23 protein-coding genes are annotated in these 23,061 nt (G+C 64.2%); 15 read left to right on the forward strand and 8 right to left on the reverse strand.

Translation table 11 applies throughout. The features are described from left to right. Positions 1-1,653 carry an acyl-CoA dehydrogenase family protein gene (locus tag MC381_RS09035; RefSeq protein WP_251977405.1) on the reverse strand — a complete coding sequence of 551 codons (1,653 nt, stop codon included), beginning with the start codon at positions 1,651-1,653 and terminating at the stop codon, positions 1-3. A gap of 130 nt (positions 1,654-1,783) precedes the next feature. On the opposite strand from MC381_RS09035, the gene MC381_RS09040 reads away from it, so the two are divergent. After that, a complete protein-coding gene (locus tag MC381_RS09040) occupies positions 1,784-2,290 on the forward strand; it encodes an NUDIX hydrolase (RefSeq protein ID WP_251977406.1) in 507 nt (168 codons plus the stop codon). A 146-nt stretch (positions 2,291-2,436) separates the two neighbouring features. Further along, positions 2,437-2,931, forward strand: a complete 495-nt coding sequence (locus MC381_RS09045) for a glutathione peroxidase (protein WP_251977484.1) — start codon at positions 2,437-2,439, stop codon at positions 2,929-2,931. Positions 2,932-2,948: 17 nt separating this feature from the next. Here MC381_RS09045 and MC381_RS09050 read toward each other — a convergent pair whose 3' ends face one another. Beyond that, positions 2,949-3,356 carry a DUF7079 family protein gene (locus MC381_RS09050; protein WP_251977407.1) on the reverse strand — a complete coding sequence of 136 codons (408 nt, stop codon included), beginning with the start codon at positions 3,354-3,356 and terminating at the stop codon, positions 2,949-2,951. A 334-nt stretch (positions 3,357-3,690) separates the two neighbouring features. Here MC381_RS09050 and fabV point away from each other — a divergent pair, with 334 nt between their 5' ends. The 11 genes from fabV (at position 3,691) to MC381_RS09105 (ending at position 17,332) form a co-directional block, all read left to right on the forward strand. Continuing rightward, entirely contained in the window at positions 3,691-4,890 is a 1,200-nt protein-coding gene (fabV, locus tag MC381_RS09055) for an enoyl-ACP reductase FabV (RefSeq protein ID WP_251977408.1), read from the forward strand. 26 nt (positions 4,891-4,916) lie between these two features. After that, a complete protein-coding gene (locus MC381_RS09060) occupies positions 4,917-5,888 on the forward strand; it encodes a GlxA family transcriptional regulator (protein ID WP_251977409.1) in 972 nt (323 codons plus the stop codon). A 17-nt stretch (positions 5,889-5,905) separates the two neighbouring features. Continuing rightward, a complete protein-coding gene (gene ampD / locus MC381_RS09065) occupies positions 5,906-6,466 on the forward strand; it encodes a 1,6-anhydro-N-acetylmuramyl-L-alanine amidase AmpD (RefSeq protein ID WP_445380965.1) in 561 nt (186 codons plus the stop codon). Positions 6,467-6,829: 363 nt separating this feature from the next. Further along, complete coding sequence (aceE, locus tag MC381_RS09070; RefSeq protein ID WP_251977411.1) at positions 6,830-9,520, forward strand: pyruvate dehydrogenase (acetyl-transferring), homodimeric type; 2,691 nt, start codon at positions 6,830-6,832, stop codon at positions 9,518-9,520. 120 nt (positions 9,521-9,640) lie between these two features. Next, positions 9,641-11,725 (forward strand): pyruvate dehydrogenase complex dihydrolipoyllysine-residue acetyltransferase, encoded by a 2,085-nt coding sequence (aceF, locus tag MC381_RS09075; protein WP_251977412.1) that lies wholly within the window; start codon positions 9,641-9,643, stop codon positions 11,723-11,725. 225 nt (positions 11,726-11,950) lie between these two features. Then, a complete protein-coding gene (adk, locus tag MC381_RS09080) occupies positions 11,951-12,607 on the forward strand; it encodes an adenylate kinase (RefSeq protein ID WP_251977413.1) in 657 nt (218 codons plus the stop codon). Positions 12,608-12,704: 97 nt separating this feature from the next. Then, the gene (gene tsaB, locus MC381_RS09085; RefSeq protein ID WP_251977414.1) at positions 12,705-13,394 is read left to right on the forward strand and encodes a tRNA (adenosine(37)-N6)-threonylcarbamoyltransferase complex dimerization subunit type 1 TsaB; all 690 of its coding nucleotides are present in this window, start codon (positions 12,705-12,707) and stop codon (positions 13,392-13,394) included. A gap of 51 nt (positions 13,395-13,445) precedes the next feature. Further along, on the forward strand, positions 13,446-14,243 hold the full coding sequence (locus tag MC381_RS09090; protein ID WP_251977415.1) for an undecaprenyl-diphosphate phosphatase: 798 nt from the start codon (positions 13,446-13,448) through the stop codon (positions 14,241-14,243). Positions 14,244-14,308: 65 nt separating this feature from the next. Next, the gene (locus MC381_RS09095; RefSeq protein WP_251977416.1) at positions 14,309-15,115 is read left to right on the forward strand and encodes a class I SAM-dependent methyltransferase; all 807 of its coding nucleotides are present in this window, start codon (positions 14,309-14,311) and stop codon (positions 15,113-15,115) included. Between the two features lie 58 nt (positions 15,116-15,173). Further along, positions 15,174-16,166 carry a hypothetical protein gene (locus tag MC381_RS09100; protein ID WP_251977417.1) on the forward strand — a complete coding sequence of 331 codons (993 nt, stop codon included), beginning with the start codon at positions 15,174-15,176 and terminating at the stop codon, positions 16,164-16,166. A 35-nt stretch (positions 16,167-16,201) separates the two neighbouring features. Beyond that, on the forward strand, positions 16,202-17,332 hold the full coding sequence (locus MC381_RS09105; RefSeq protein WP_251977418.1) for a hypothetical protein: 1,131 nt from the start codon (positions 16,202-16,204) through the stop codon (positions 17,330-17,332). 113 nt (positions 17,333-17,445) lie between these two features. Here the strand turns inward: MC381_RS09105 and MC381_RS09110 are convergent, their stop codons facing one another. The 5 genes from MC381_RS09110 to MC381_RS09130 form a co-directional block, all read right to left on the reverse strand. Next, entirely contained in the window at positions 17,446-17,871 is a 426-nt protein-coding gene (locus MC381_RS09110; RefSeq protein ID WP_251977419.1) for a copper resistance protein NlpE N-terminal domain-containing protein, read from the reverse strand. A gap of 89 nt (positions 17,872-17,960) precedes the next feature. Beyond that, complete coding sequence (locus MC381_RS09115) at positions 17,961-19,274, reverse strand: arsenic transporter (RefSeq protein ID WP_251977420.1); 1,314 nt, start codon at positions 19,272-19,274, stop codon at positions 17,961-17,963. A gap of 17 nt (positions 19,275-19,291) precedes the next feature. After that, a complete protein-coding gene (gene arsH / locus MC381_RS09120) occupies positions 19,292-19,984 on the reverse strand; it encodes an arsenical resistance protein ArsH (RefSeq protein ID WP_374708168.1) in 693 nt (230 codons plus the stop codon). 62 nt (positions 19,985-20,046) lie between these two features. After that, on the reverse strand, positions 20,047-20,460 hold the full coding sequence (arsC, locus tag MC381_RS09125) for an arsenate reductase (glutaredoxin) (RefSeq protein ID WP_251977421.1): 414 nt from the start codon (positions 20,458-20,460) through the stop codon (positions 20,047-20,049). Continuing rightward, positions 20,457-20,849: an ArsR/SmtB family transcription factor gene (locus MC381_RS09130; RefSeq protein WP_251977422.1), complete on the reverse strand. Its 393-nt coding sequence runs from the start codon at positions 20,847-20,849 to the stop codon at positions 20,457-20,459. The genes arsC and MC381_RS09130 overlap by 4 nt, the downstream gene beginning before the upstream one ends. Positions 20,850-21,012: 163 nt before the next feature. Between MC381_RS09130 and MC381_RS09135 the strand changes: the two genes are divergently transcribed. After that, the gene (locus MC381_RS09135; RefSeq protein ID WP_251977423.1) at positions 21,013-21,264 is read left to right on the forward strand and encodes a CsbD family protein; all 252 of its coding nucleotides are present in this window, start codon (positions 21,013-21,015) and stop codon (positions 21,262-21,264) included. 141 nt (positions 21,265-21,405) lie between these two features. Here the strand turns inward: MC381_RS09135 and MC381_RS09140 are convergent, their stop codons facing one another. Continuing rightward, complete coding sequence (locus MC381_RS09140) at positions 21,406-22,311, reverse strand: LysR family transcriptional regulator (RefSeq protein WP_251977424.1); 906 nt, start codon at positions 22,309-22,311, stop codon at positions 21,406-21,408. A gap of 132 nt (positions 22,312-22,443) precedes the next feature. Here MC381_RS09140 and MC381_RS09145 point away from each other — a divergent pair, with 132 nt between their 5' ends. After that, positions 22,444-22,839: a (R)-mandelonitrile lyase gene (locus tag MC381_RS09145; protein WP_251977425.1), complete on the forward strand. Its 396-nt coding sequence runs from the start codon at positions 22,444-22,446 to the stop codon at positions 22,837-22,839. Positions 22,840-23,061: the final 222 nt, after the last annotated feature.

Below are 23,061 nucleotides of genomic sequence, written 5' to 3' on the forward strand. Positions count from 1 at the left end.
TCAGTCCGATAGTCTCGCCAGCAGGTCGGCGATCGGTGCCTGAGCCGGGAGTACGCCGAAAATCGGCGACGGGACGCCGAGCCGGGTAGCGCAGAACGTTTCCGCGACCGAGTGTGGCGCGTGACGGATCAGCAGTGCGGCCTGCAGGGTCTGCGCCATCTGCTGGGTGAGCCAGCGGGCCTCGGCTTCTTGCTGGCTGGCATCTTGCCCTGTCGCACGCTCGAGTAATTCGACGGCGGCATCGAAGGCCGGGTGGCCGCCCCGGCTCAGGTTGAGCTCATGGCGCAGAGCTTCGATGCTTGCCGGGTGCCGCGCGAGAATGCGTAAGACGTCGAGGCAGATGACATTGCCCGATCCTTCCCAGATCGAGTTCACCGGTGCCTCTCGGTAGAGGCGAGCCAGCGGGCTCTCTTCGACATAGCCGATGCCGCCGAGACACTCCATCGCCTCGGCCATGAAGGTTGGGCCGCGCTTGTTGTTCCAGAACTTCGCGAGTGCCGGCACCAGCCGAGCCAGCGCCGCCTCGTGCTCGCTCTCGCTGGCGCCGTCCATGGCGCTGGCGCCGCGCATGGCCAGCCACAGGCTGGCTTCGGCCTCGATCGCCAGATCCGCGATGACGCGCTGCATCAGCGGCTGATCGCTCAGTCGCTGGCCGAAAGCCTCGCGCCCCTGCACCTGTTGCCACGCCTCGCGCAGGGCCTGGCGCATCATCCCGGCCGGAGCCATGGCGGCGTCGAGACGGGTCTGCTGGACCATCTCCAGAATCGCTGCGATGCCGCGCCCCGGCTCGCCGACACGCTGCGCCCAGGCGCCGACGTATTCGATCTCGGCAGAGGCATTGGCGCGATTGCCGCACTTCTCCTTGAGACGCTGGATTTCGATCGCGTTGCGCTGTTCGTCGGGCGTGAAGCGCGGGGCAAGGAAGCAGGTGAGTCCGGCGTCGGTCTGGGCCAGGGTGAGGAACGCGTCCGACATCGGCGCGCTGCAGAACCACTTATGCCCGTGAAGCCGATACCACGTCGCTCCGGCATCGGTCGGCTCGGCTCGGGTGGCATTGCGGCGCACGTCGCTCCCGCCCTGCTTTTCGGTCATGGCCATGCCGAACGTATTGGTCGTCTTGTGCCAGGCGGGCCGTGCGCGAGGGTCGTACTCGCGCCCCATGAGTCTGGTCTGCCAGCCCTCGTCGTCGGGCAGATGGCGCAGCACGGGCATGGCGGCGTGCGTCATGGTGATCGGACAGCAGAAACCGGGCTCCGCCTGCGTGAGCAAGTAGAGTCCGGCAGCGTGGGCCTGATGGCCGCCACGATATTCCTGCTCCCAGGCGACCGCCTGCCAGCCGCCTTCGATGGCGAGGGTCATCAGGGCGTGGTACGCCGGATGGTACTCGACCTCGTCGAGCCGCCGGCCGTGGCGATCGAACGCGCGCAGCCGAGGCGGCACACGATTGGCCTGATCGGCCAGTGTCTCGATCTCCGCGTCTGCCAGCCGGGCGCCCAGCGGGGCCAGGCGTTCGCCGACCCAGGGCGGGGCTAGCCGGGCAAGGACGTCACGCAGGGGGCGATCGGTCAGCCACGGGTCCGCCGGCGGGCGCAACGGTGGCTGATTGTCGACGGTATGCGTGGTCAGGCGAGTGCGTGGCGCATAATCGACCATGCGCGTCCTCCTCGGGCGTTTCGCCGAGCATAGCCCCGACGAGGGCCGCATGCCGGGTTCTTCGACCAATGCAGGATAGCCGTACCGTCATGATAGGCTGGCGCCTCATGTTTTCGTTGTGGATGCCGTCATGAGTGACATCGTCATCGCCGATGAGCAGGTCCAGCTCGTCGATTCACGCAACCGCCCCTGTGGCAGTGCGTCACGCGCCGTGATGCGCCGTCTGGGGTGCTGGCATCGCGCGACCTATATCGTGGTCTTCAATGCCGGCGGTGAGGTCTGCGTACAGCAGCGCACGATGATCAAGGAGACGTATCCCGGCGGGTTCGACTTGGCGGCCGGGGGCGTGGTCGGTGCCGGCGAGGCCTTTCTGCCGGCGGCCCGGCGCGAGCTCGAGGAAGAGCTGGGCATCCGCGGCGTACCGCTGAGGCCGGCCGGCGAGCTGCGCTTCGTGGAGGGCTCGCTGCGGATCTTCGGCGCCCTTTACGGCGTCAGCGTGGACGGCCCGCTGCGTCTGCAGCCGGAAGAGGTGGCGGCCGTGCGCTGGATGCCGCCGCGAGAGGCGCTGGCGCTGGAGCGCGCGACACCGGATACGCGGCTGGCGCTGCAGCAGATGATGACGCGGCTCTCGGTCTGAACGTCAAGCAAGCGGGGACGGGTTAGCCTCTGGTGAATGCCGGGTCGGCGTGGCACTCTCTTCAAGCAAGCGCTCAGGCTTGAAGCAAGCGCTCAGGACGCGCAAGCGTGCCACTCTCACTTCGGGGTTTCTGGATCGACGCATCGATGTCGCTATATACGCTGGACTGCCGGACCCAATCCGGTACCCCTTTCAATCTCCGCGCCCTGCGCGGTCAGGTGCTGCTGGTCGTCAACGTGGCGAGTCGGTGCGGGTTCACGCCGCAGTTGGCGGGGCTGGAGACGCTCTATCGCGACTATCGGGACCAAGGCTTCACCATTCTGGCCTTTCCCTGCAACCAGTTCGGCCGCCAGTCGCCGGAGTCCTCCAGCCATTTCGGCGCCTTCTGCGAGCAGCGCTACGGTGTGACCTTTCCGCTCATGGAGAAGGTCAACGTCAACGGCCGCGACGCGCACCCGCTGTTCGTGCATCTGCGGCGTCAGGCACCGGGTGTGCTCGGCAGCACGCCGATCAAGTGGAATTTCACCAAGTTTCTGGTCGGGCGCGACGGGCAGGTCATTCGGCGGTTCGGGCCGCGTGCCCAGCCGCGTTCGATGCGCCCCGCGCTCGAGGACGCGCTCGACACGCCGTTCTCCGCCTGACCGCTGCCGGGCCAGCGTCAGCGGGGCGGGCGCTCGCCACGAGCCACCATCAGCCTGACCATCAGTTCGTCGAAGCGCGGGCGGCTCATCATCGTCGTCAGTCCCGAGAAGAGCGACCAGACGCCCTTGCGCCAGCCCCGCAGCCGACGATTGTGGCGCACCAGCCGCGTCAGCAGCAGCGTCTCGTCGAACGTTCGCCACTCGCCTGCCATCGAGAGCTGATAGCGCGCCATCACCGGCGACATCTCCAGGCGATAGATCCACTCCAGCGCTTCCCGAGTCAGGCCGCTGGCGTCTGCCTCTCCGATCATGCGGGCGTAGTCGGCTTCGCGCGGTTCGCGTTCGAGCCACAGGGCGGAGAGGGCCAGCCAGAGCGCGCCGCGGCGGGCGATGAGGGCTTCGATCTCTTGCTCGTGCTGATTCATGGGGCGCTCTCTCTCGGGCTTTCTGGCCGGACTGGCTTTTTGGTCGGACGGGATTTCTCGTTGGTCGGGCCTATCGGGCGCAGGCATGACGGGCTGGATGACGCCTGACCGCAGCACGGGGGCGGACGGGTAACGGCAGGCTTCTCACCGGCGCGGGCCATGATCGGCCACCCCCGGCGAGGAGACAAGCCCATCGGCGATGAACGTGGTGTCGGCAAGGCCGAGACGCAAGTTCGCCCCCTTTTCGGCCACCCTGTTAGAATGCGCCCAACGTCAATGCCCGGCCGAACGTGCCGGGGCTTTCCGCACAGGCTAAAAGAAGACGAGGTTCGACGTGATCATCAAGCCCAAGGTCCGTGGTTTCATCTGTACCACGACGCATCCGCTCGGCTGCGAGCGCAATGTTCTCGAGCAGATCGAGACGACCCGAGCCAACCTGAACGGCGCCGAGGGCGGCCCGCGCAACGTGTTGGTCATCGGTGCTTCCAGCGGCTATGGCCTCGCGGCACGGGTCACCGCGGCGTTCGGCTATGGCGCCGACACGCTGGGCGTCTTCTTCGAGAAGCCGGGCACTGAGAAGAAAACCGGCACCGCCGGCTGGTACAACGCCGCGGCCTTCGACAAGTTTGCCAAGGCCGAAGGGCTCTACAGCAAGTCGATCAACGGCGATGCGTTCTCTCATGAAGTGCGCCAAGCGGCGATCGAACGCATCCGCGAGGACATGGGCCAGATCGACCTGGTGGTCTATTCGCTGGCATCACCGGTGCGCAAGATGCCGGATACCGGTGAGCTCAAGCGCTCCAGCCTCAAGCCGATTGGCGAGACCTACACCGCGACCGCGATCGACACCAACAAGGACACGATCACCGAAGCGTCCGTCGAGCCAGCCAGCGAGCAGGAAATCGCCGATACCATCGATGTGATGGGCGGGCAGGACTGGGAACTATGGATCGATGCGCTGGACCAGGCGGGCGTGCTCGCACCGGGTGCGCGCTCCGTGGCGTTCAGCTACATCGGCACCGATATCACCTGGCCGATCTACTGGCACGGTGCGCTGGGCAAGGCGAAGGAAGATCTCGACCGCGCCGCGAGCGACATCGACAAGCGTCTGGCGGCGACCGGCGGCAGCGCCAACGTGGCCGTGCTGAAGTCAGTGGTCACGCAGGCGAGCGCGGCGATTCCCGTCATGCCGCTCTACATCTCCATGGTCTACAAGGTGATGAAGGAGCAGGGCGTTCACGAGGGCACCATCGATCAGCTCAATCGCCTGTTCAAGGATCGGCTCTATATCGACGGCGATGCGCCGGTGGACGAGGCGGGCCGGCTGCGACTGGACGACTGGGAGCTGCGCGACGACATCCAGCAGGCATGCAAGGATCTGTGGCCGCAGGTGACCAGCGACAACCTGTTCGCGCTGACCGACTATGCCGGTTACAAGCACGAGTTCCTCAAGCTGTTTGGCTTCGAGCGCGATGATGTCGATTACGACGCGGAAGTGGATCCGGCCGTCGAATTCGACGTCGTTCAGGTCTGAGCCGCAGCGGCTCTGATGCTGCGACCATGAGTGCAGACGTCGCCCCGCGCCAGGCGGGGTTCCTGATGTTGCCGGGCTTCTCGCTGATCGCACAGGCCTGTGCGATCGAGCCGCTGGTGGTCGCCAACGCGCTGGCCGACCGCCGGCTCTATGCGGTCACCACCTTTGGCGTCGCCGGTCGTGGTGTCAAGAGCGTAGCCGAGCTATCGCTCTCGCCCGAGAGCGTTGCCGGCAGCGATGCACGGCCCCTCGACATGCTTTTCGTCTGCGCGCCGCCACCGACCACGGCACGCGACGAAGCCGATGATAGGCTGATGGCCTGGCTGCGTCGTCTGGCGCAGCGTGGGGTGACGCTCGGTGGCATCGCCGGCGGCACCTACTGGCTGGCACGAGCCGGGGTGCTCGACGGCTACCGGGCGTCGATCCCCTATGCCAGCGCCGAAGCGTTTGCCCAAGCCTTCCCGGCGGTTCAGGTAACCCATCAGCTGTTCGAGATCGACCGGGATCGCCTCACCTGTGGGGGCGGCACGGCGGCGATGGATATGCTGATGACCCTGATCGGGCAGCAGCAGGACGCAGCCCTCGCGCAGCGGATCTCCGAACACTTCGTCTGCGAACGCATTCGCATGGGCGACGAACCTCAGCAGGTGTCGCTGCGTTCCCGTCTAGGACACGCGCCGCAGAGTCTGGTCGATGCCGTGTCGCTGATGGAAGCCAATATCGAGGAGCCGCTGACCACGCACGAACTGGCGGCGCACCTCGGTATTTCGCGGCGCCAACTGGAGCGGCTGTTCAAGAAGCACCTTCAGGCCGTGCCCAGCCGTTATTACCTCAACCTGCGCCTGCAACGGGCCCGTCGCCAGCTGCGGGAGAGCGATCTGGCGGTGGGGGATATCGCCCTGGCGACCGGGTTCTCTTCCGGGGCGCATTTCTCTACCGCTTACCGCCATCATTTCGGCATCAGCCCGCGCGACGAGCGTCTGACGGGAGAGCGCTGATGTCCTGCGAGGCCGACATGACGATCGATGACCACTGGCTCGCCGAAGCAAGGCGCGTACCTTCGCCGAATGCCAATGCTCGCCCCGACGGCGAGATATCCGCCGTGGTGCTGCACGGTATCAGTCTGCCGCCGGGGGAATTCGGCGGCGAGGCGATCGAACGGCTCTTCACCAATACGCTCGATCCGGCGGCACATCCTGCCTTCGAGCCGATTGCGGCGTTGCGGGTTTCCGCCCACCTGTTGATTCGTCGCGATGGCGAAATCGTGCAGTTCGTGCCGTTCGATCGCCGGGCTTGGCACGCGGGACGCTCACGCTGGTGCGATGCCGGGCGCTGGCGCGAGGGGCTCAACGACTTCACCATCGGCATCGAGCTCGAAGGCACCGACGAGACTCCTTATCGCGAGGCGCAGTATCGAGCGCTGGCGGGTGTGATCCGAACGCTGTACCAGCACTACCCCGATATCGACGGCGATCGGCTGACCGGACATGCGCACATCGCGCCCCTGCGCAAGACCGATCCCGGCGGCGCTTTCGATTGGGCCTATCTGCAGCGTTGCCTGACATCGCGGGGCTGAGTGCTAGGCTGATCAGTCGGACGCTTCTCGGCGTGATCTCAGTGCGTAAAAAGACTACATGCGCGCTAACAACGACATCGTTCTGCGGGAGTCCGCTCAAGCGATTGATGTTGCGGCATTTGGGCGCACTCTCTGGCGTGATAGACGCGTCTGTGAATTGGCACGAGACAGCGTTTGCGGTATCTTCTTCGCCTGATTTTCTGCGTCACGCACGCCCGCTGTAATTCAGTTACAGCCGAACAATCTCGGAAAACGGCCCCACAAGAGTCGTACCCGCACCGAAGAGCGCATATCCAAGCCCCGCTGCGGCTACCCGCCATGGCCGGGCGAATGGCAAACCTTTTCCCATTCGGAGAGTTGTCTATGAGTCTGGAGACACGAGAAGATCTCGATCCGGTCGAAACCACGGAATGGCTGGATTCCTTGGCCTCGGTCGTCGAGCATGAGGGCGAAGAGCGCGCTCGGTACATCCTGAGTCGGCTGGCGGATCGCCTGCGTCGTGATGGCTCTTCACCGCCGTTTTCCGGCACCACGCCGCACCGCAACACGATCCCGGTTCATCGCGAAGCGAAGATCCCCGGTGACATGTTCATCGAGCGCAAGATCCGCTCGGCGATTCGCTGGAACGCGATGGTCCAGGTGCTGCGGGCCAACAAGAAGCACAAGGGGCTGGGCGGGCATATCGCCAGCTACCAGTCCAGCGCGACGCTCTACGAAGTCGGTTTCAACCACTTCTTCCGCGCCGACAATGGCGATCACAAGGGTGATCTGCTTTATATCCAGGGTCACGTGACGCCGGGCATCTACGCGCGCTCCTTCCTGGAAGGTCGTCTGACCGACGAGCAGATGGACACCTTCCGTCAGGAAGTGGACGGCGAGGGCCTGCCCTCGTACCCGCACCCGTACCTGATGCCGGACTACTGGCAGTTCCCCACCGTCTCCATGGGGCTGGGGCCGATCCAGGCGATCTATCAAGCCCACGTGATGAAGTATCTCAACTCGCGTGAGCTCGAGGACATGAAGGACCGCAAGGTCTGGGCCTTCCTCGGCGACGGCGAGTGCGACGAGCCGGAGTCGCTGGGCGCGCTGCACCTGGCAAGCCGTGAAAAGCTCGACAACCTGATCTTCGTCATCAACTGCAACCTGCAGCGTCTCGACGGTCCGGTACGCGGCAACTCCCGCGTCATCGACGAGCTCGAAGGTGTCTTCCGCGGTGCCGGCTGGAACGTGATCAAGGTCGTCTGGGGCGGTCTGTGGGATCCGCTGTTCGAACAGGACACCAAGGGCATGCTGCAGAAGCGCATGGACGAGGCGGTCGACGGCGAATACCAGAACTACAAGGCACAAGGCGGCAAGTACACCCGCGATCAGTTCTTCGGCAAGTACGAAGAGACTGCCGAGATGGTCAAGGACTACTCCGACGAGGAAGTCTTCCGTCTCAACCGTGGTGGTCATGATCCGCAGAAGGTCTATGCGGCCTACCACGAGGCGGTGAACAACGCCAATGGTCGTCCCACCGTGGTTCTGGCGCACACCGTCAAGGGCTACGGCATGGGTGGCGGCCACGGCGAAGCCGACATGGAAGCGCACCAGATCAAGTCCATGGACACCGATGCGCTCAAGGCCTTCCGCGATCGTTTCGGTATTCCAGTCTCGGACAAACAGATCGAGAGCGGCGATATTCCGTACTACAAGCCGGAAGACGACAGCCCGGAGATGAAGTATCTGCATCTCCAGCGCGAGAAGCTCGGCGGCTTCCTGCCGGCGCGAAAGGCCGACTTCGAGGCGATGGAGATCCCCGGCCTCGACGACAAGATGTTCGCGACCCAGCTCAAGGGCTCCGGCGATCGCGAGATCTCGACCACGATGTCCTTCGTGCGTGTGCTTAACGGCCTGGTCAAGCACAAGCAGCTCGGGTCGCGCGTGGTGCCGATCATTCCCGACGAAGCGCGCACGTTCGGCATGGAAGGCATGTTCCGTCAGCTCGGTATCTACGCGGCCGAAGGCCAGAAGTACGAGCCGATGGATGCCGGCCAGATCATGTACTACCGCGAAGATCAGAAAGGTCAGATCCTCGAGGAAGGCATTACCGAAGCCGGTTCCATGTCGGCGTGGATCGCCGCGGCGACTGCCTATGCCAACCACCATCTGCCGCTGATCCCGTTCTACGTCTACTACTCGATGTTCGGCTATCAGCGCATCGGCGATCTGGTCTGGGCCGCCGGCGATCTGCAGGCGCGTGGTTTCATGATCGGCGGTACCGCAGGGCGGACCACCATCAACGGCGAAGGCCTGCAGCACCAGGATGGCCACAGCCATATCCTGATGTCCACGGTGCCGACCTGTCGCGCCTACGACCCCTGCTACGGCCACGAGCTGGCGGTCATCCTGCAGGACGGTCTGAAGCGGATGTACCAGGATAAGGAAAACTGCTTCTACTACCTGACCGTGATGAACGAGAACTACGCCCATCCGGAAGCGCCGGAAGGTTGCGAAGAGGGCATCGTTCGCGGCATGTACCGGCTCAAGGCGGGCGAGTCCTCCGGCAAGAAGAAGCAGCCGCGCGTTCAGCTCATGGGTAGCGGCACGATCCTGCGCGAAGTCGAGGCCGCGGCCGAGATGCTCGCCGAGGAGCACGGTGTCGTCGCCGATATCTGGAGCGTGACCAGCTTCAACGAGCTGCGTCGCGAAGCGCTCGAGTACGATCGTCAGCAGTTCCTCGATTACGACGAGAAGCGCGAAAAGCCGTGGGTGACGCAGCAGCTCGAGAGTGTCGAGGGGCCGGTCATCGCGTCCACCGACTACATGAAGCTCTACGCTGACCAGATTCGTGCCTGGGTCCCGAACGACTTCCACGTTCTGGGTACCGATGGCTTCGGACGGTCGGACACGCGGGAACAGCTGCGTCACTTCTTCGAAGTCGACCGCTACTACGTGACCATTCAGGCGCTGCGTGCCCTGGCCAACCGTGGCGAGATCGACGCCAAGGTCGTGGTCGATGCCATGAAGAAGTATGGCCTCGATCCTGCCAAGCCCAGCCCGCTGGTGTCTTGAACAGCGGCGGTTATCCTGAAGGAAACGTCAAGGTGCCGCCGTCGCGGGTCGACGGCGGCCGGATAGCCTGATGTAGCCGGTGGCCCCCGGGCGGCCTGGCAGATGAAGAGGAGCGCGACCTTGAGTAGCGAAATCATCAAAGTTCCCGACATCGGTGGCAGCACCGATGTCGAAATCATCGAGATTCCGGTGAGCGTCGGTGATGTTATCGCCGCCGAAGACACCATTATCACGCTGGAATCCGACAAGGCCAGCATGGACGTACCGGCGCCTAAGGGCGGCAAGGTCGTCAAGATCCTGGTCAAGGAAGGCGATACCGTCTCCGAAGGCGACGATATTCTCGAGCTGGAAGCGGAAGGCGGCGGCGAAGATGACGCCGAGGCGTCTACCGAAGGCGACGAATCCGCCGCCCAGGATGACGCCGAGTCGGAAAAGAACGACGACGCATCCGGAAAGGCCGAGTCCAAGCCGGCTGCCAAGAAGTCCAGCGGCGGCGGTAAGCGCACCGTCGAGGTGAAGGTGCCGGATATCGGCGGCAGCGAAGGCGTCGAGATCATCGAAGTCCCGGTCAGCGAAGGCGACGAGATCAGCGAGGAAGACACGCTGATCACGCTGGAGTCCGACAAGGCGTCGATGGACGTGCCGAGCCCCTACAGCGGCAAGATCGTCTCGCTCTCTATCAAGGAGGGCGATAGCGTCTCCGAAGGCGACGTCATCGGTACCATGGAGATCGCTGGTGAAGGCGATGACGAGGCCGAAGAAGACGCGCCGGCCGAAGACGCCGCCAGCGACAGCGCTGAGTCCGACACGGCCGAAGACGCGGATGACGCCGAGGCAGAAGAGGCCGAAACCGGTGGTCGCCAGGAGATCCGTGTTCCCGATATCGGCGGCAGCGATGGCGTCGAGATCATCGAAGTCGCGATCAGCGAAGGCGACGAGATCAACGAGGAAGACACGTTGATCACGCTGGAGTCCGATAAGGCATCGATGGACGTGCCGAGTCCGTTCAAGGGCAAGGTCGTCGAGGTGTCGGTCAAAGAAGGTGACAGCGTCTCCGAAGGCGATCTGATCGGTTATGTCGAAGTGGCTGGTGCCAAGAAGGCGGCGAAGAAGCCGGCTTCCGGCGGCAAGTCTGCCGATGCCGGTGCCAAGAAAGGCGGCGACGCCAAGCCGAGCGCGGACAAGGCCGATAGCGGTCAATCGCCGAAGCGTGCGGAGTACACCGGCGAGCCGAGCCCGGAAGCGCGCGAGAAGCACGGCGACGACAAGGGCGCCGGTGCCGGCGTGCATGCTGGCCCGGCGGTGCGCAAGCTGGCACGCGAGCTGGGCGTCGATCTGGGCGAGGTCAAGGGTTCCGGACCCAAGGGCCGAATCCTCAAGGACGACGTCGACGGCTTCGTCAAGCAAGTGATGAAAGCCCGTAAGAGCGGCGGTGGCGCGGCGGCAGCGCCGGCAGCTAGCGGCGGCGCAGGCATTCCGCCGGTACCGGCGGTCGATTTCAGCCAGTTTGGCGAAATCGAAGAGAAGTCGATGGGCCGTCTCATGAAGGCCGGGGCGACCAATCTGCATCGCAGCTGGCTCAACGTGCCGCACGTCACCCAGTTCGACGAGGCGGACATCAGCGAGCTGGAAGCCTTCCGCAAGGCGATGAAGGACGAGGCGCAGCAGCAGGGCGCCAAGCTCACGCCGTTGCCGTTCATGATCAAGGCTGCTGCCAAGGCACTCGAGAAGTTTCCGCAGTTCAACGTCTCGCTGCACCCGGACGGCGACAAGATCATCCAGAAGAAGTACTTCCATATCGGCGTCGCGGTCGATACGCCGAACGGCCTGATGGTACCGGTAATCCGTAACGTGGATCAGAAGGGCATCATCGAGCTGGCGAAAGAGGTGATCGATCTCGCCGGGCGCGCCCAGCAGGGCAAGCTCAAGCGCGACGAGATGCAGGGTGGCTGCTTTACCATCTCGAGTCTTGGCTCGATCGGTGGTACGGCGTTCACGCCGATCGTCAACACGCCGGAAGTGGCGATCCTCGGGGTCTCCAAGTCGCAGATGAAACCGGTCTGGAACGGCTCGGAGTTCAAGCCGCGGCTGATGTGCCCGCTGTCGCTTTCCTACGACCACCGGGCGGTCAACGGGGCTGATGCGGCGCGCTTCACGGCCTACCTGGCGCAGGTGCTGACCGACATTCGTCGCATGCTCGTCTGATCCGGTCTCGCGCGGCCTGACCGACGCCAGCGGCTCCTGCAGGAGCCGCTGGCGTTTTTCGTTGCGGGCCCCAGCCCGCGTCACGCTGACACGCCCGCCGTGCGGCACCTTGTGTGCCGGCGCCACGGCAGGTATCGTCTTGAGCCATTACGATCTCTATCGCGTGTCGGCCCGACGTCATCGACGGTTCGCCGGGCCGACGCCACACTTCAAGGAGCAGCATCAATGCGTTTGATTCTCTTGGGCGCCCCCGGCGCTGGGAAGGGTACCCAAGCTCAGTTCATCTGCGAGCACTACCATATTCCGCAGATCTCGACTGGCGACATGCTGCGTGCCGCCGTCAAGGAAGGTAGTGAACTGGGGCTCAAGGTCAAGGAGACCATGAATAACGGTGGGCTGGTCTCCGACGACCTGATCATCGCGCTGGTCAAGGAGCGCATTGCGCAGCCCGACTGCGCCAATGGCTTCCTGTTCGACGGCTTCCCGCGGACGCTGCCGCAAGCCGATGCCATGAAGGATGCCGGTATCAAGCTGGATCACGTCGTCGAGATCGCAGTGGAAGACGAGGAAATCGTCAACCGCCTGTCCGGGCGTCGTGTGCATCCGGATTCCGGGCGCGTCTATCACGTTGACTACAAGCCGCCGCAGGAAGAAGGCAAGGACGACGTGACTGGCGAACCGCTGATCCAGCGCGACGACGATAGCGAACAGACCGTGCGCCACCGCCTGTCGGTCTATCACGACCAGACCGAACCGCTGGTGGAGTATTACCAGAGCTGGGCGGCGCAGGAGCCCAGTGCCGCGCCGGCCTACCATCGTATCGCGGGTGTCGGCAGCGTCGACGAGATTCGTACCCAGGTTCTCGCCGCCCTCGAAAGCTGATCTCTCGCTTCGCTCCGCCTTCGGGCGGAGCGTTCGTTTCGGGTCGTCGAACAGGTATACTCGCCCCCTTCCTTTGCTGTCACGACCCGGGAAACCGATGTCTACCCTGCTGGCCCTCGATGCCTCTTCTACCGCTTGCTCCTGCGCGCTATGGCAGGACGGCGACCTCGTTCATCGTTTCGAGATCGCGCCACGCGAACATACCCGCCTACTGTTGCCGATGATCGATGCCCTCCTGGCGGAGGGCGGTGTCTCGCTCGCGCAGCTCGATGCCATTGCCTATGGGCAGGGGCCAGGCTCCTTTACCGGGCTGCGGATCGCCGCAGGCGTGGCCCAGGGGCTTGCCTATGGGGCTGACCTGCCGCTGATGGGGATCTCGACCCTGGAGGCGCTGGCGCTCGCCGCGCATCGTCAATGGCATGCCCGGCACGTTATCGCGGCGCTCGATGCGCGTATGAACGAGATCTATGTCGGTGCATACCGCTGCCAGGATGGGAACGTCGAGGTCGTGCTCGAGGAGCGCGTCATCCCGCCAGAATCCCTGCACCTGCCTCCCGGCGGCGAAAAATGTGAGTGGCTGGGGATAGGCAGCGGTTGGCAACTTTTGTCTAATATACCTGTCGATGTAAAGGCTGCCTTGCCGCAGTGCCTCCCCGACGAACTACCGGCGGCGGAGGATATCGTTCGTCTTGCCGCCGCATCATGGGAACGTGGCTCGCGTGGTCGCGCACCTCACGAGGCAGTCCCGGTCTATCTGCGTGATGAGGTGGCATGGCGTAAGGCGTGAACGACGTAGGCCGCGTAACGCGGCCTCATCGAATAAGGATACTGACCGACAATGGATGTGCTTCAACTGGCAGCACTGGCCATCATTCAGGGCTTGACCGAATTCCTGCCCATCTCCTCTTCCGCGCACCTCATCCTTCCCTCGCAGCTTTTCGGCTGGTCCGATCAGGGGCTGGCTTTCGACGTCGCCGTGCATATCGGTTCCCTCGGCGCGGTCCTGTTTGCCTTCCGCCACGAGGTTGGTCGCATTCTCGTCGCCTGGTTCGCCCAGTTTGGCAAGCGCGGCTCGACGCCCGAGAGTCGCCTCGGCTGGGCGATCCTCGTCGGCACCGTGCCGGCGGTGATCTTCGGGCTGCTGATCGAGGACTGGATCGCCTCGGCCGGACGCTCGGTACTGGTGATTGCGACCACCACGGTGGTCTTCGGCGTGCTGCTGGGGATCGCCGACCTGCGTGGCAGTCGGGTCAAGCCGATCGAACGCATGACCCTGAAGACGGCACTGCTGGTCGGGCTGGCTCAAGCCCTCGCGCTGATACCGGGTACCTCGCGCTCCGGCATCACCATGACCGCGGCGCTGATGCTGGGCTTCACGCGCCAGGCGGCCGCCCGCTTCTCGTTCTTGCTGTCGATCCCATTGATTCTCGCGGCGGGCTCGCTCAAAGGGCTCGAGCTGGCGCAGTCGGGCTCGGCAGCGCAATGGCACGAGATTGCGCTCGGGGTGGTGTTCTCGTTTGTCGCCGCTTGGCTCTGCATCAAGCTGTTCCTGGCCGCGCTCGATCGCATCGGCATGATGCCGTTCGTGATCTATCGTCTGCTGCTAGGGGTGGCGTTGTTCGTCTGGGCGACATGAGGCATCGAAGACATGAGGCATCGAAATAGCGTGAGTTACGAGGCCGGCATGAGTCACTGGATCCTATGAACCCTTCACACGACACGCTCGGTGCGGCCGATCCGGAGGCCGCTAGCACGTTGATCGTGGTCGGCGAGTCTCTGCGCCTGCTCGCCGATCGCTACGGCCTGGCGTGGCAGGCGACGCCGCCCGGCAAGGGGCTTGTGCTGCAGCAGGGGGGGGATGGGCTAGAGATTGCCGGCGATCCGGCGATCTACGGCCATCCGATTCGCGCGGATTTCGTTACCGGAGCGGTGGCGCATCGACGTCGTTTTGGTGGCGGTCGCGGCCAGTTGATCGCCAAGGCGTGCGGGTTCGGTAAGGGCGTCGTGCCGCAGGTCGTGGATGCCACGGCGGGGCTGGGGCGCGATGCCTTCGTGCTGGCTTCGCTCGGCGCTGAGGTGCTGATGGTCGAGCGGGTGGCGGCGATTCATGCGCTGCTGGCCTCGGCGCTGGCTGGCGCCAGTGCCGATCCGGAAATCGGCGAGATCGCCGCGCGCCTGGCGTTGAGTCATGCCGACAGTGCGTCGGGGCTTGCCGGTGCGGTGGCTGCCTGGCCGCACGAGGCACAGGTCGTGCATCTCGATCCGATGTTTCCCCATCGCGAGAAATCGGCGCTGGTGAAAAAGGAGATGCGTCTCTTCCGGGCGCTTGCCGGCGACGACGCTGACGCGCCGCGCCTGCTGGAAGCGGCGCTGGATGTGGCCACGCATCGTGTCGTGGTCAAGCGCCCGCGCAAGGCGCCACCGATCGATGGCCCGGCACCGCACCATGTGATCGAAGGCAAGACCAGTCGCTACGACCTCTATGTCCATCGCTCGCTCAAGTCTTGAGCGATGTCTTTCCAACGGCCTGCGCCATTGGCGGTCGGCCCGATGCTGAGAGCGATCAATGACCCCCGGCAGCCGCCTGGATAACTTTCTTTTCTCACTCATGTCGCGGATCGATGACGCCACGACGCGCGAAGAGATCCGAGACATCTTCACGACGCTCGAGCGCTACGAGGGCTCGCTGGAGCCGCCTCGCGCCTGGCGGCGGCCGATCATGCTGGGCTCCATCGCCGTGGTTGGGTTGGGCGTGCTGGGCTTGGCGGGCGTCATCGGGTTGCGCTGGCCGGTCGTTGTGCTGGGCGCGCTGGCGTTGATCTACACCCCGTTCGCACTGATTCTGGCCAAGATCAAGCGTCTGAGGCCGAGGCCTGGGATGATAGCCGGCCAACTCTACCAGCAGGCGGTTGCGCTCGAGGCGGGAAGGCCGATCACCATGAATGCACCGATCCTGCGTCACCTGCTGACAGGCGTCGTCGCGCATCGCGTCGCCGATACCGACTACGAGAGCGTGGGGCTTCAGGGCGGCACGCCGGGGAGCCGCAGTGACCCGGAATTCGTGGTCTTCGATTTCACTACCCCGGACGGTTCGACGGACGAGATGTCGCGGGACCCGACGCTGTTTGCCTTCTGCGACGCCATTGCGCTGCCGACCCGCTTGCGCGAACCGCTGAAACGCACCTATCCGGTGGCGGCCGACGACGCCTGTGACACCACGCCGGTTGAGTCGCTGGCGCCCGGCGCTGCAGCGGCGATCGAGCGTCTCGGCGACGCGCTGGAGTGGGTCGAGATCGAGACCGACGGCGCTGGGCTGATCGTCTTCACCCACGAGGTGTCGGCGATCTGGCCACCGCACGATATTGACCTGCCATTGAGCGATCCGGTCGCGCTGCGGCGAGCCATCGATCGCAGCGAGGCGGTCGCGGCATTGAAGGCGCGAGTCAAGGCGCTGCTGCGCGTCGTGGAGGCGCTGGAGGGCGGCTCGACGGGCGCCCGGCCGACGCTTGCCGAGGCGGTCTCGGGCGCAGCCCCAAAAGACAATTCGATCGCTCACTGAACGAGTAGACATTCACGCAGGAAAGCGAGCAGATCATGGCGATCGGGATACCTTCAAAGCGGAGACTGGCGCAGTTCGAGGTTGAGCTGGCGCAAGCAACGACATGCGAGGCGCTTGCCGCGTTGGCGACAAGAATCCAGCGTCATGACTGGCAAGCGGATCAGCGTATCGATCGCCTGTACGCGGCTGGTACCGCTGCATTGTCGTGTGCGATTGGCTATGCCGGATGGCGACTTTCCGGCGCGGGCTATACGGCCATTGCGTCGCTTGTCATTACCGCGTTGCTGGCGCTTCCTTTCTTGATCGGCGGATGCGTCAAGCTCTTTGGATTGTCGGAATCTCCCGCCGATCGAGCAGGATGGACGAAAGGAGAGCTCATCAGGCGTTTCATCGAGGTGCGTCACGGCCTTGAGCCGGTCGCCACTGCTGCACCGCCGGCGCGTCTGGTTAACGGGCTGCGCCAGTGCCGGCGCTGCCATGATCTCAATCAAATCTCCCTGTTTCAGCGCGGGGTCCTAGGGGAGGGTGCCGATGCACTTCCCTTCGCAATGTTCGTTTACGAAGGTGAAGGAGATCATTGTGGAGGGGGCCAGTATGAGATTTCCGAGGAGCAACGTGAATATGCGACCCGGGACTGGATCATCGAAGAGGGCATCCTGCTGACTTGCAACACGCCACGGACCATGATGCTCTGGTCCGGCAAGCCGGATGTTCACCCATTGGAAGGCGACGAGCGTAGGGATATGCTGGCGGATGCTGGGGCGGCGCTGATTCGCGATCCAGAGACCGGGTTTTATTGTTCGCGTCATTCTGGGCTCTGTGAGACTTTCGAACCGGGCACGGTAGCCATGCTGCGCAGGTTCCGCGAGCGTTTCGGCCAGTTCCTGATCGAGTTCGACGGTCGGGGGTTGGTGTGCCTGATGTTTCCGCCGGAAGACCAGCAGATCCCGTCGCACGAGTTCGGCACCGACTGGCATGAAGGATTCAATTGTCGCCGCGAGCTGAACGCAGCTGCCGACAGCATCCCCCTGGTGTCGACGCTACAGTTTCTCGATGCCTTTCTGACGCGCTACGAGGGGAGTCGTGTCTCTGAGCGCCCCACCTTTGCCGAGATTGGCCTCGACTGGCAGGCGGAAGAAATTCGGATGACGGCAAAAGAGACCTGAAAAGCGCGAAGCCGGGCGCTTGGCCCGGCTTCGGTATGGCTATCGAGATCCCATCTGAACTTGAGCCCCGTACTGGCGGAGGTCCCTGTGCCGATCTCGGTCGGGGGCTGTTGTTACTGGCGCTTCAGTGTCACGTCGACGCCGGACTGGATCGACTGCATGCCGGTGTCGAGAACCTCGAGATTGCCGTTGTCCATCGGACGCAGGTAGTAGATGGTATTGCCTCCGGCGCCCTTGAGGTCGTAGACGATCGGCAGTTGCTGGGGACCGGCGTCCTCGCGAATCAGGAAGTTGCCTCGTGTCACCATGACTTCGTCGCTGCGCCCCTGGTACACGCTTCTGAGCACGTAGGCGCCGCCGGTGTCGTCCATGTTGACCATTTCGAGGTCGATGTTGATGCCGGAGCAGTCCGCACAGGGCAGGACGCCCTTGTACTCGCCGGCAACCTTCTCGTAGGAAGAGGGCGGGGTGCTGGAGCACCCTGCCAGTAGCACGAGTGCCAGACTACCACCAGCCAACCACTGTCCGAGTCGCTTCATGACGCCGTTCCCGTGTGAATGGATTCGAGCCTGAGTATAGACGGCGTTACGTCACCTAACGCTTGCACTCGACCTATGTCTGGATAATTTCATGCGGTTGCGCCCAGCAGCGGCAGCCATAGCGCCAGTGCCACGAGGGTGGCCAGGAGCACCGGCGGCGTGATCAGCAGGCCGACCTTCATATATTGACCCCAGCCGATTCGATGCCCTTTTCCCGCCAGCACGTGCAGCCACAGCAGTGTTGCCAGGCTGCCGATCGGCGTGAACTTGGGGCCGAGATCGTTGCCGATCACGTTGGCGTAGATCATCAGCTCGCGGATCAGTGGCGGCACTTGCGCGTGATCGATCGCGAGTGCGCCGACCAGCGTTGCCGGCATGTTGTTCATCACCGAGGCGAGCAGCGCACTGGCAAAGCCGGTGCCGACCGTCGCGACCAGCGCTCCCCGGTGACCCAGCCACTCCAGCCCATGAACGACCAGGTCGGTCAGCCCTGCATTGCCAAGCCCATAGACCACCAGATACATGCCGATCGAGAACCATACGATCTGCCACGGGGCGTTCTTCAGCGCATGTCCGACCGATACCTGGGCGCCCCGGCCGCGCGACCACCAGCGCCCGGCAATCACGATCAGTACCAGCGCGGCGGAGCCGGTCACCACGGCGATCGGGATCGCCCACGCTGCCGTCACGAAATAGGCCGCGAGTAGCAGGGCGAGCAGCGGGAAGGCAGCCCGGAAGACGAGCGGATCGCGAATCGCCGAGCGCGGCGCATCCAGAGCGTCCAGCGCATAGCGTTGCGGTACGCGGCGGCCGAAGGCGAGCCAGAGCACGCCCAGCGTCGCCGCCAGCGAGACCAGGTCGACCGGGACCATGACCGCGGCATAGCGCGAGAAGGAGATCTCGAAGAAGTTGGCGCTGACGATGTTGACCAGGTTCGAGATCACCAGCGGCAGGCTGGTGGTATCGGCCACGAAGCCGGTCGCGATGATGAAAGCCAGCGCGGCGGCGGGCGAGAAGTCGAGTCGTACGAGAATCGCCAGTACGATCGGTGTCAGCAGCAGTGCCGCACCATCGTTGGCAAAGAAGGCGGCGATAATCGCGCCCAGTATCACCACCAGCGGAAACAGCAGGTGGCCACGGCCGTTGCCCCAGCGGGCGATATGCAGCGCGGCCCAGGCGAAGAACCCTGCCTCGTCCAGTATCAGCGAGATGATGATCAGGGCGACGAAGGTAAAGGTGGCGTCCCACACGATGTCCCAGACGACGCCGACATCGGCCCAGCCGACCACGCCGGTCGCCAGCGCCAGCAGCGCCCCGCCCATGGCGCTCCAGCCGATGCCGAGCCCGCGCGGTTGCCAGATCACCAGGATCAGCGTTGCGATGAAAATAGCCAGTGCCAGCATGCTCACTCCCTGAGCGTTCAGTGGTTGCCCTGATTGACGCGCTGCGAGACCGCCTCGGCGCTCTCCACTCGTTCCGAGTAGCGGTCGGTGAGGTAGCGCGAGCGATCGCGGGTGAGCCAGGTGAATTTCACCAGCTCCTCGCAAACATCGACCACGCGTAGATAGAGCGGTGAGGCGCGCATGCGGTCATCGTCGTCGAATTCGGTGAAAGCCTTGGGTACCGAGGACTGGTTGGGGATGGTCAGCATACGCATCCAGCGACCCAGAATGCGCATCTGATTGACCGCGTTGAAGCTCTGGCTGCCGCCGGAGACCTGCATCAGGGCCAGGGTCTTGCCCTGCGTCGGTCGGACGCCGCCGAGCGACAGCGGCAGCCAGTCGATCTGCGCCTTCATGATGCCGGTCATCGCCCCGTGACGCTCCGGGCTGACCCAGACCATTCCTTCCGACCAGGTGGCGAGATCGCGCAGCTCCTGCACCTTGGGGTGTTCCGGTGTCTCAGCATCGGGTAGCGGCAGCCCGCGTGGGTCGAAGGCTTTCACCTCGCAGCCGTACCAGCGCAGCAGCCGGGTGGCTTCTTCCGACAGCAGTCGCGAGAAAGATCGTTCGCGCAGCGAGCCGTGAAGCACCAGGATGCGCGGCGGATGGCGTGATGCCCCGGGGCCGACGAGTGCCTCGATATAGATCGGCTGTAGCTGTGCCATATCGATATGGGGCAGAGCGTCAGCGGGCGTGTTCTCGGTGGCAGCGGGATCGTCGTAGGAGGCAGGACTCACGCTGGCGTCTCCGGCGCGCGAACGATCTCGCCGTCTTCCTTGGTGAAGCTCGCGACCGGATTGGCCAGCAGCGCGAGGACTTTCTCCGACGGGCGGCACAGCGCTGCACCTTTATCGGTCACCACGATGGGGCGGTTGATCAGGATCGGATGCTCAAGCATCGCCTCGATCAGTTGATCGTCGCTCAGCGCGGGGTCGTCGAGTCCGAGCTCATCGAATGGTGTGCCCTTGCGGCGAAGCAGGTCGCGTGGCGGTATCGCCATGGCCGACAGCAACGCCTCCAGCCGCTGGCGGCTCGGCGGTGTTTCGAGGTAGTGGATGACCTCGGGGGTTTCTCCTGACGCTTCGATCATTGCCAGAGTGTTGCGGGAGGTACCGCAGGCGGGATTGTGGTAGATCACGGGGTTCATGAGGCGTCTCTTGAAGGGCTGTTAGAGGAAGATACCGGGTGAGATGCGACGTCGGAGGAGCAGCAGTCTGACGCGGCGCTCTGCAGCGATGCACAGACTTCCGGGTGGCCGGCACAGCAGTCGCTGACCAGAAAGCCGATCAGTTCGCCCACCTCGGCCAGATGCGCACGATAGATGATCGAACGGCTCTGGCGCTGCGACACGATCAGCCCGGCGCGCGCCAGCACCGCCAGGTGTGCCGACATGGTGTTGTGCGGCACCGCCAGCAGGCGAGCGATCTCGCCTGCTGCCAGTCCGGCCGGTTCATGGCGGATCAATAGGCGAAAGGCTTCGAGGCGAGTCTGTTGGGAGAGCGCGGCGAAGCCGTCGAGAGCATCTTGGGTTTCCATATGTCCAAGATTATGGATATGTTGTGATGATCGCAAGTCGTCTTCTAATTCGATCCTGGGAACGGGAACCCCCGGGGACTTTGTCGGAAGCCCCGGTGCCAACTACGCTCTAGGGTGCGACGGGACGAACCCGTGAGCCGAAGACACTGCCAAGGAGAGCGACATGTACGAAGATCAGGTCAAAGGACGTACCGAAGAACTCAAGGGGCGCGCTCAGGAAGCGGCCGGCAATTTTACCGAAGACCAGGATCTGCGTGACGAGGGCAAGGCCCGCCGGGCGGCCGGCAAGGTGCAGGCCAACTACGGCGAGAAGATCGACTGCATGCGCGAAGCCACCGTCAAGAATCCGATCAGCGCGCTGGCCATCGCCGGCGGTGTTGGCGTCTTCGTCGGGATTCTGCTGGGCCGACGCTGAGGCGTTCTGTCGCCGCTCGCGTGTGAGCGAATGCCACCGCGGCGGTTGATGCCCAAGGCCCGAGCCCCGAAACGGGGCTCGGGCCTTTTCGTGGGCGTTACCAGTCTCTCCGGGACAGCGACAGGGTCGCTCGACAAAAGACTATCGGCCAGCGATGGTGTCGTGCTTCAGCGCATCCACCAGCGCCGACAGGGCCGGGCTCAGCTCCCGCCGCCCGGGATAGTAGAGATGATAGCCGGGGAAGGGCGGGCACCAATCCTCGAGTACCCGCACCAGCTCGCCACGATGCAGCCTCTCCGCGACTTCGTCTTCCATCACGTAGGCCAGACCGAAGCCGCGCGTCGCGGCCTCCGCCATCATCGACGGCGTGTTGAAGATGAGACTGCCTTCGACGCGGACGTTGACCTCTCGCCCCTCCTGTTCGAACTCCCAGGCATAGAGGCCACCGCGGGTGGGCAGGCGCAGGTTGATGCAGTCGTGGTGCGTCAGCTCGCGCGGCGTGGTCGGTGGCTCGCGATCGGCAAAGTAGGTGGGCGAGCCGACCACCGCCATGCGCAGAGCGGGCCCTACCGGAATCGCGATCATGTCGCGGTCGATCTGCTCGCCCAGACGCAGGCCGGCATCGAAGCGTCCGGCGACGATATCGACCAACCCCTCGTTCAGCGAGACCTCGACCTGAATATTCGGGTGGTCGGGTAGCAACCGCTCCAGCGCGGGCCACAGCACGCTGCGAGCGCCATGTTCGCCGGCGGTGAGGCGCACGGTGCCGGCAGGGTTGTCGCGCAGGTTGCTCAGGACCTGAAGACGAGCGTCGATATCGGCGATTGAGGGCTTGAGCGTCTCGAGCAGGCGCTCGCCCGCCTCGGTCGGCGAGACGCTGCGCGTGGTTCGGGCCAGCAGCCGAATGCCCAGGCGCTGTTCGAGGCGGCGAAGGGTATGGCTCAGCGAGGATTGCGACGTGCCCAGACCGGCCGCCGCCTTGGTGAAGCTGCCGGCTTCGGCAACCGCCAGGAAAGCCAGCAGATCACTCAGGTCTTCTCGCTGCATTCATGAATCCTCGATATAAGTGCAATCGAATTATGCCCTCTAATTGAATGGGTCGCCACACCTTACACTGGCTGCCGTCATCGAATAGTTATCGATAGCCATCGATCCATGCATTTATCCCAGGAGGTTCACATGGATATTCAACGTAACGGTTCCAAGCCGTCCAACCCCGGCCCGGAAGACTACTTCACCGGCACGGTTCGCATCGATTCGATGTATCAGGCCGAAGCGCCGTCCCGCGTGACCAGTGCACTCGTCACTTTCGAGCCGGGCGCTCGCACCGCTTGGCACACCCACCCGGTAGGTCAGACGCTGATGGTCACCGCCGGTCAGGGTTGGGTCCAGCGCCTTGGCGGCCCGAAGGAAACCATCAACCCGGGTGATATCGTCTGGTTCCCCCCGGGCGAGAAGCACTGGCATGGTGCGACCGACAAGACCGCGATGACCCACCTGGCGATCCAGGAGCCGGAAAACGGCTCGCCGGTCGACTGGATGGAGAAGGTCTCCGACGAGGATTACCTGAGCTAACGCGTTCAGGCTATTGCTCGCGACCTTTGAGTCGCCGAACGCCCCGCTGATGCGGGGCGTTTTCGTGGGTGAGTATGGCAGCACCTTGCCGGCGGTCGCGCCGCTGTCGTTCGCGTTTCACAGTTGACGCGAAAAATACTTGAGGCCAGCCTTTGACGAGGCCATTATCTGCGCCCCATGTCGTGGCGGTTGGCGCGGCGTGGAACCATGACCGGGGTGGCA

Source organism: Salinicola avicenniae (genome assembly GCF_023736115.1).
Classification (GTDB): Bacteria; Pseudomonadota; Gammaproteobacteria; order Pseudomonadales; family Halomonadaceae; genus Salinicola; species Salinicola avicenniae.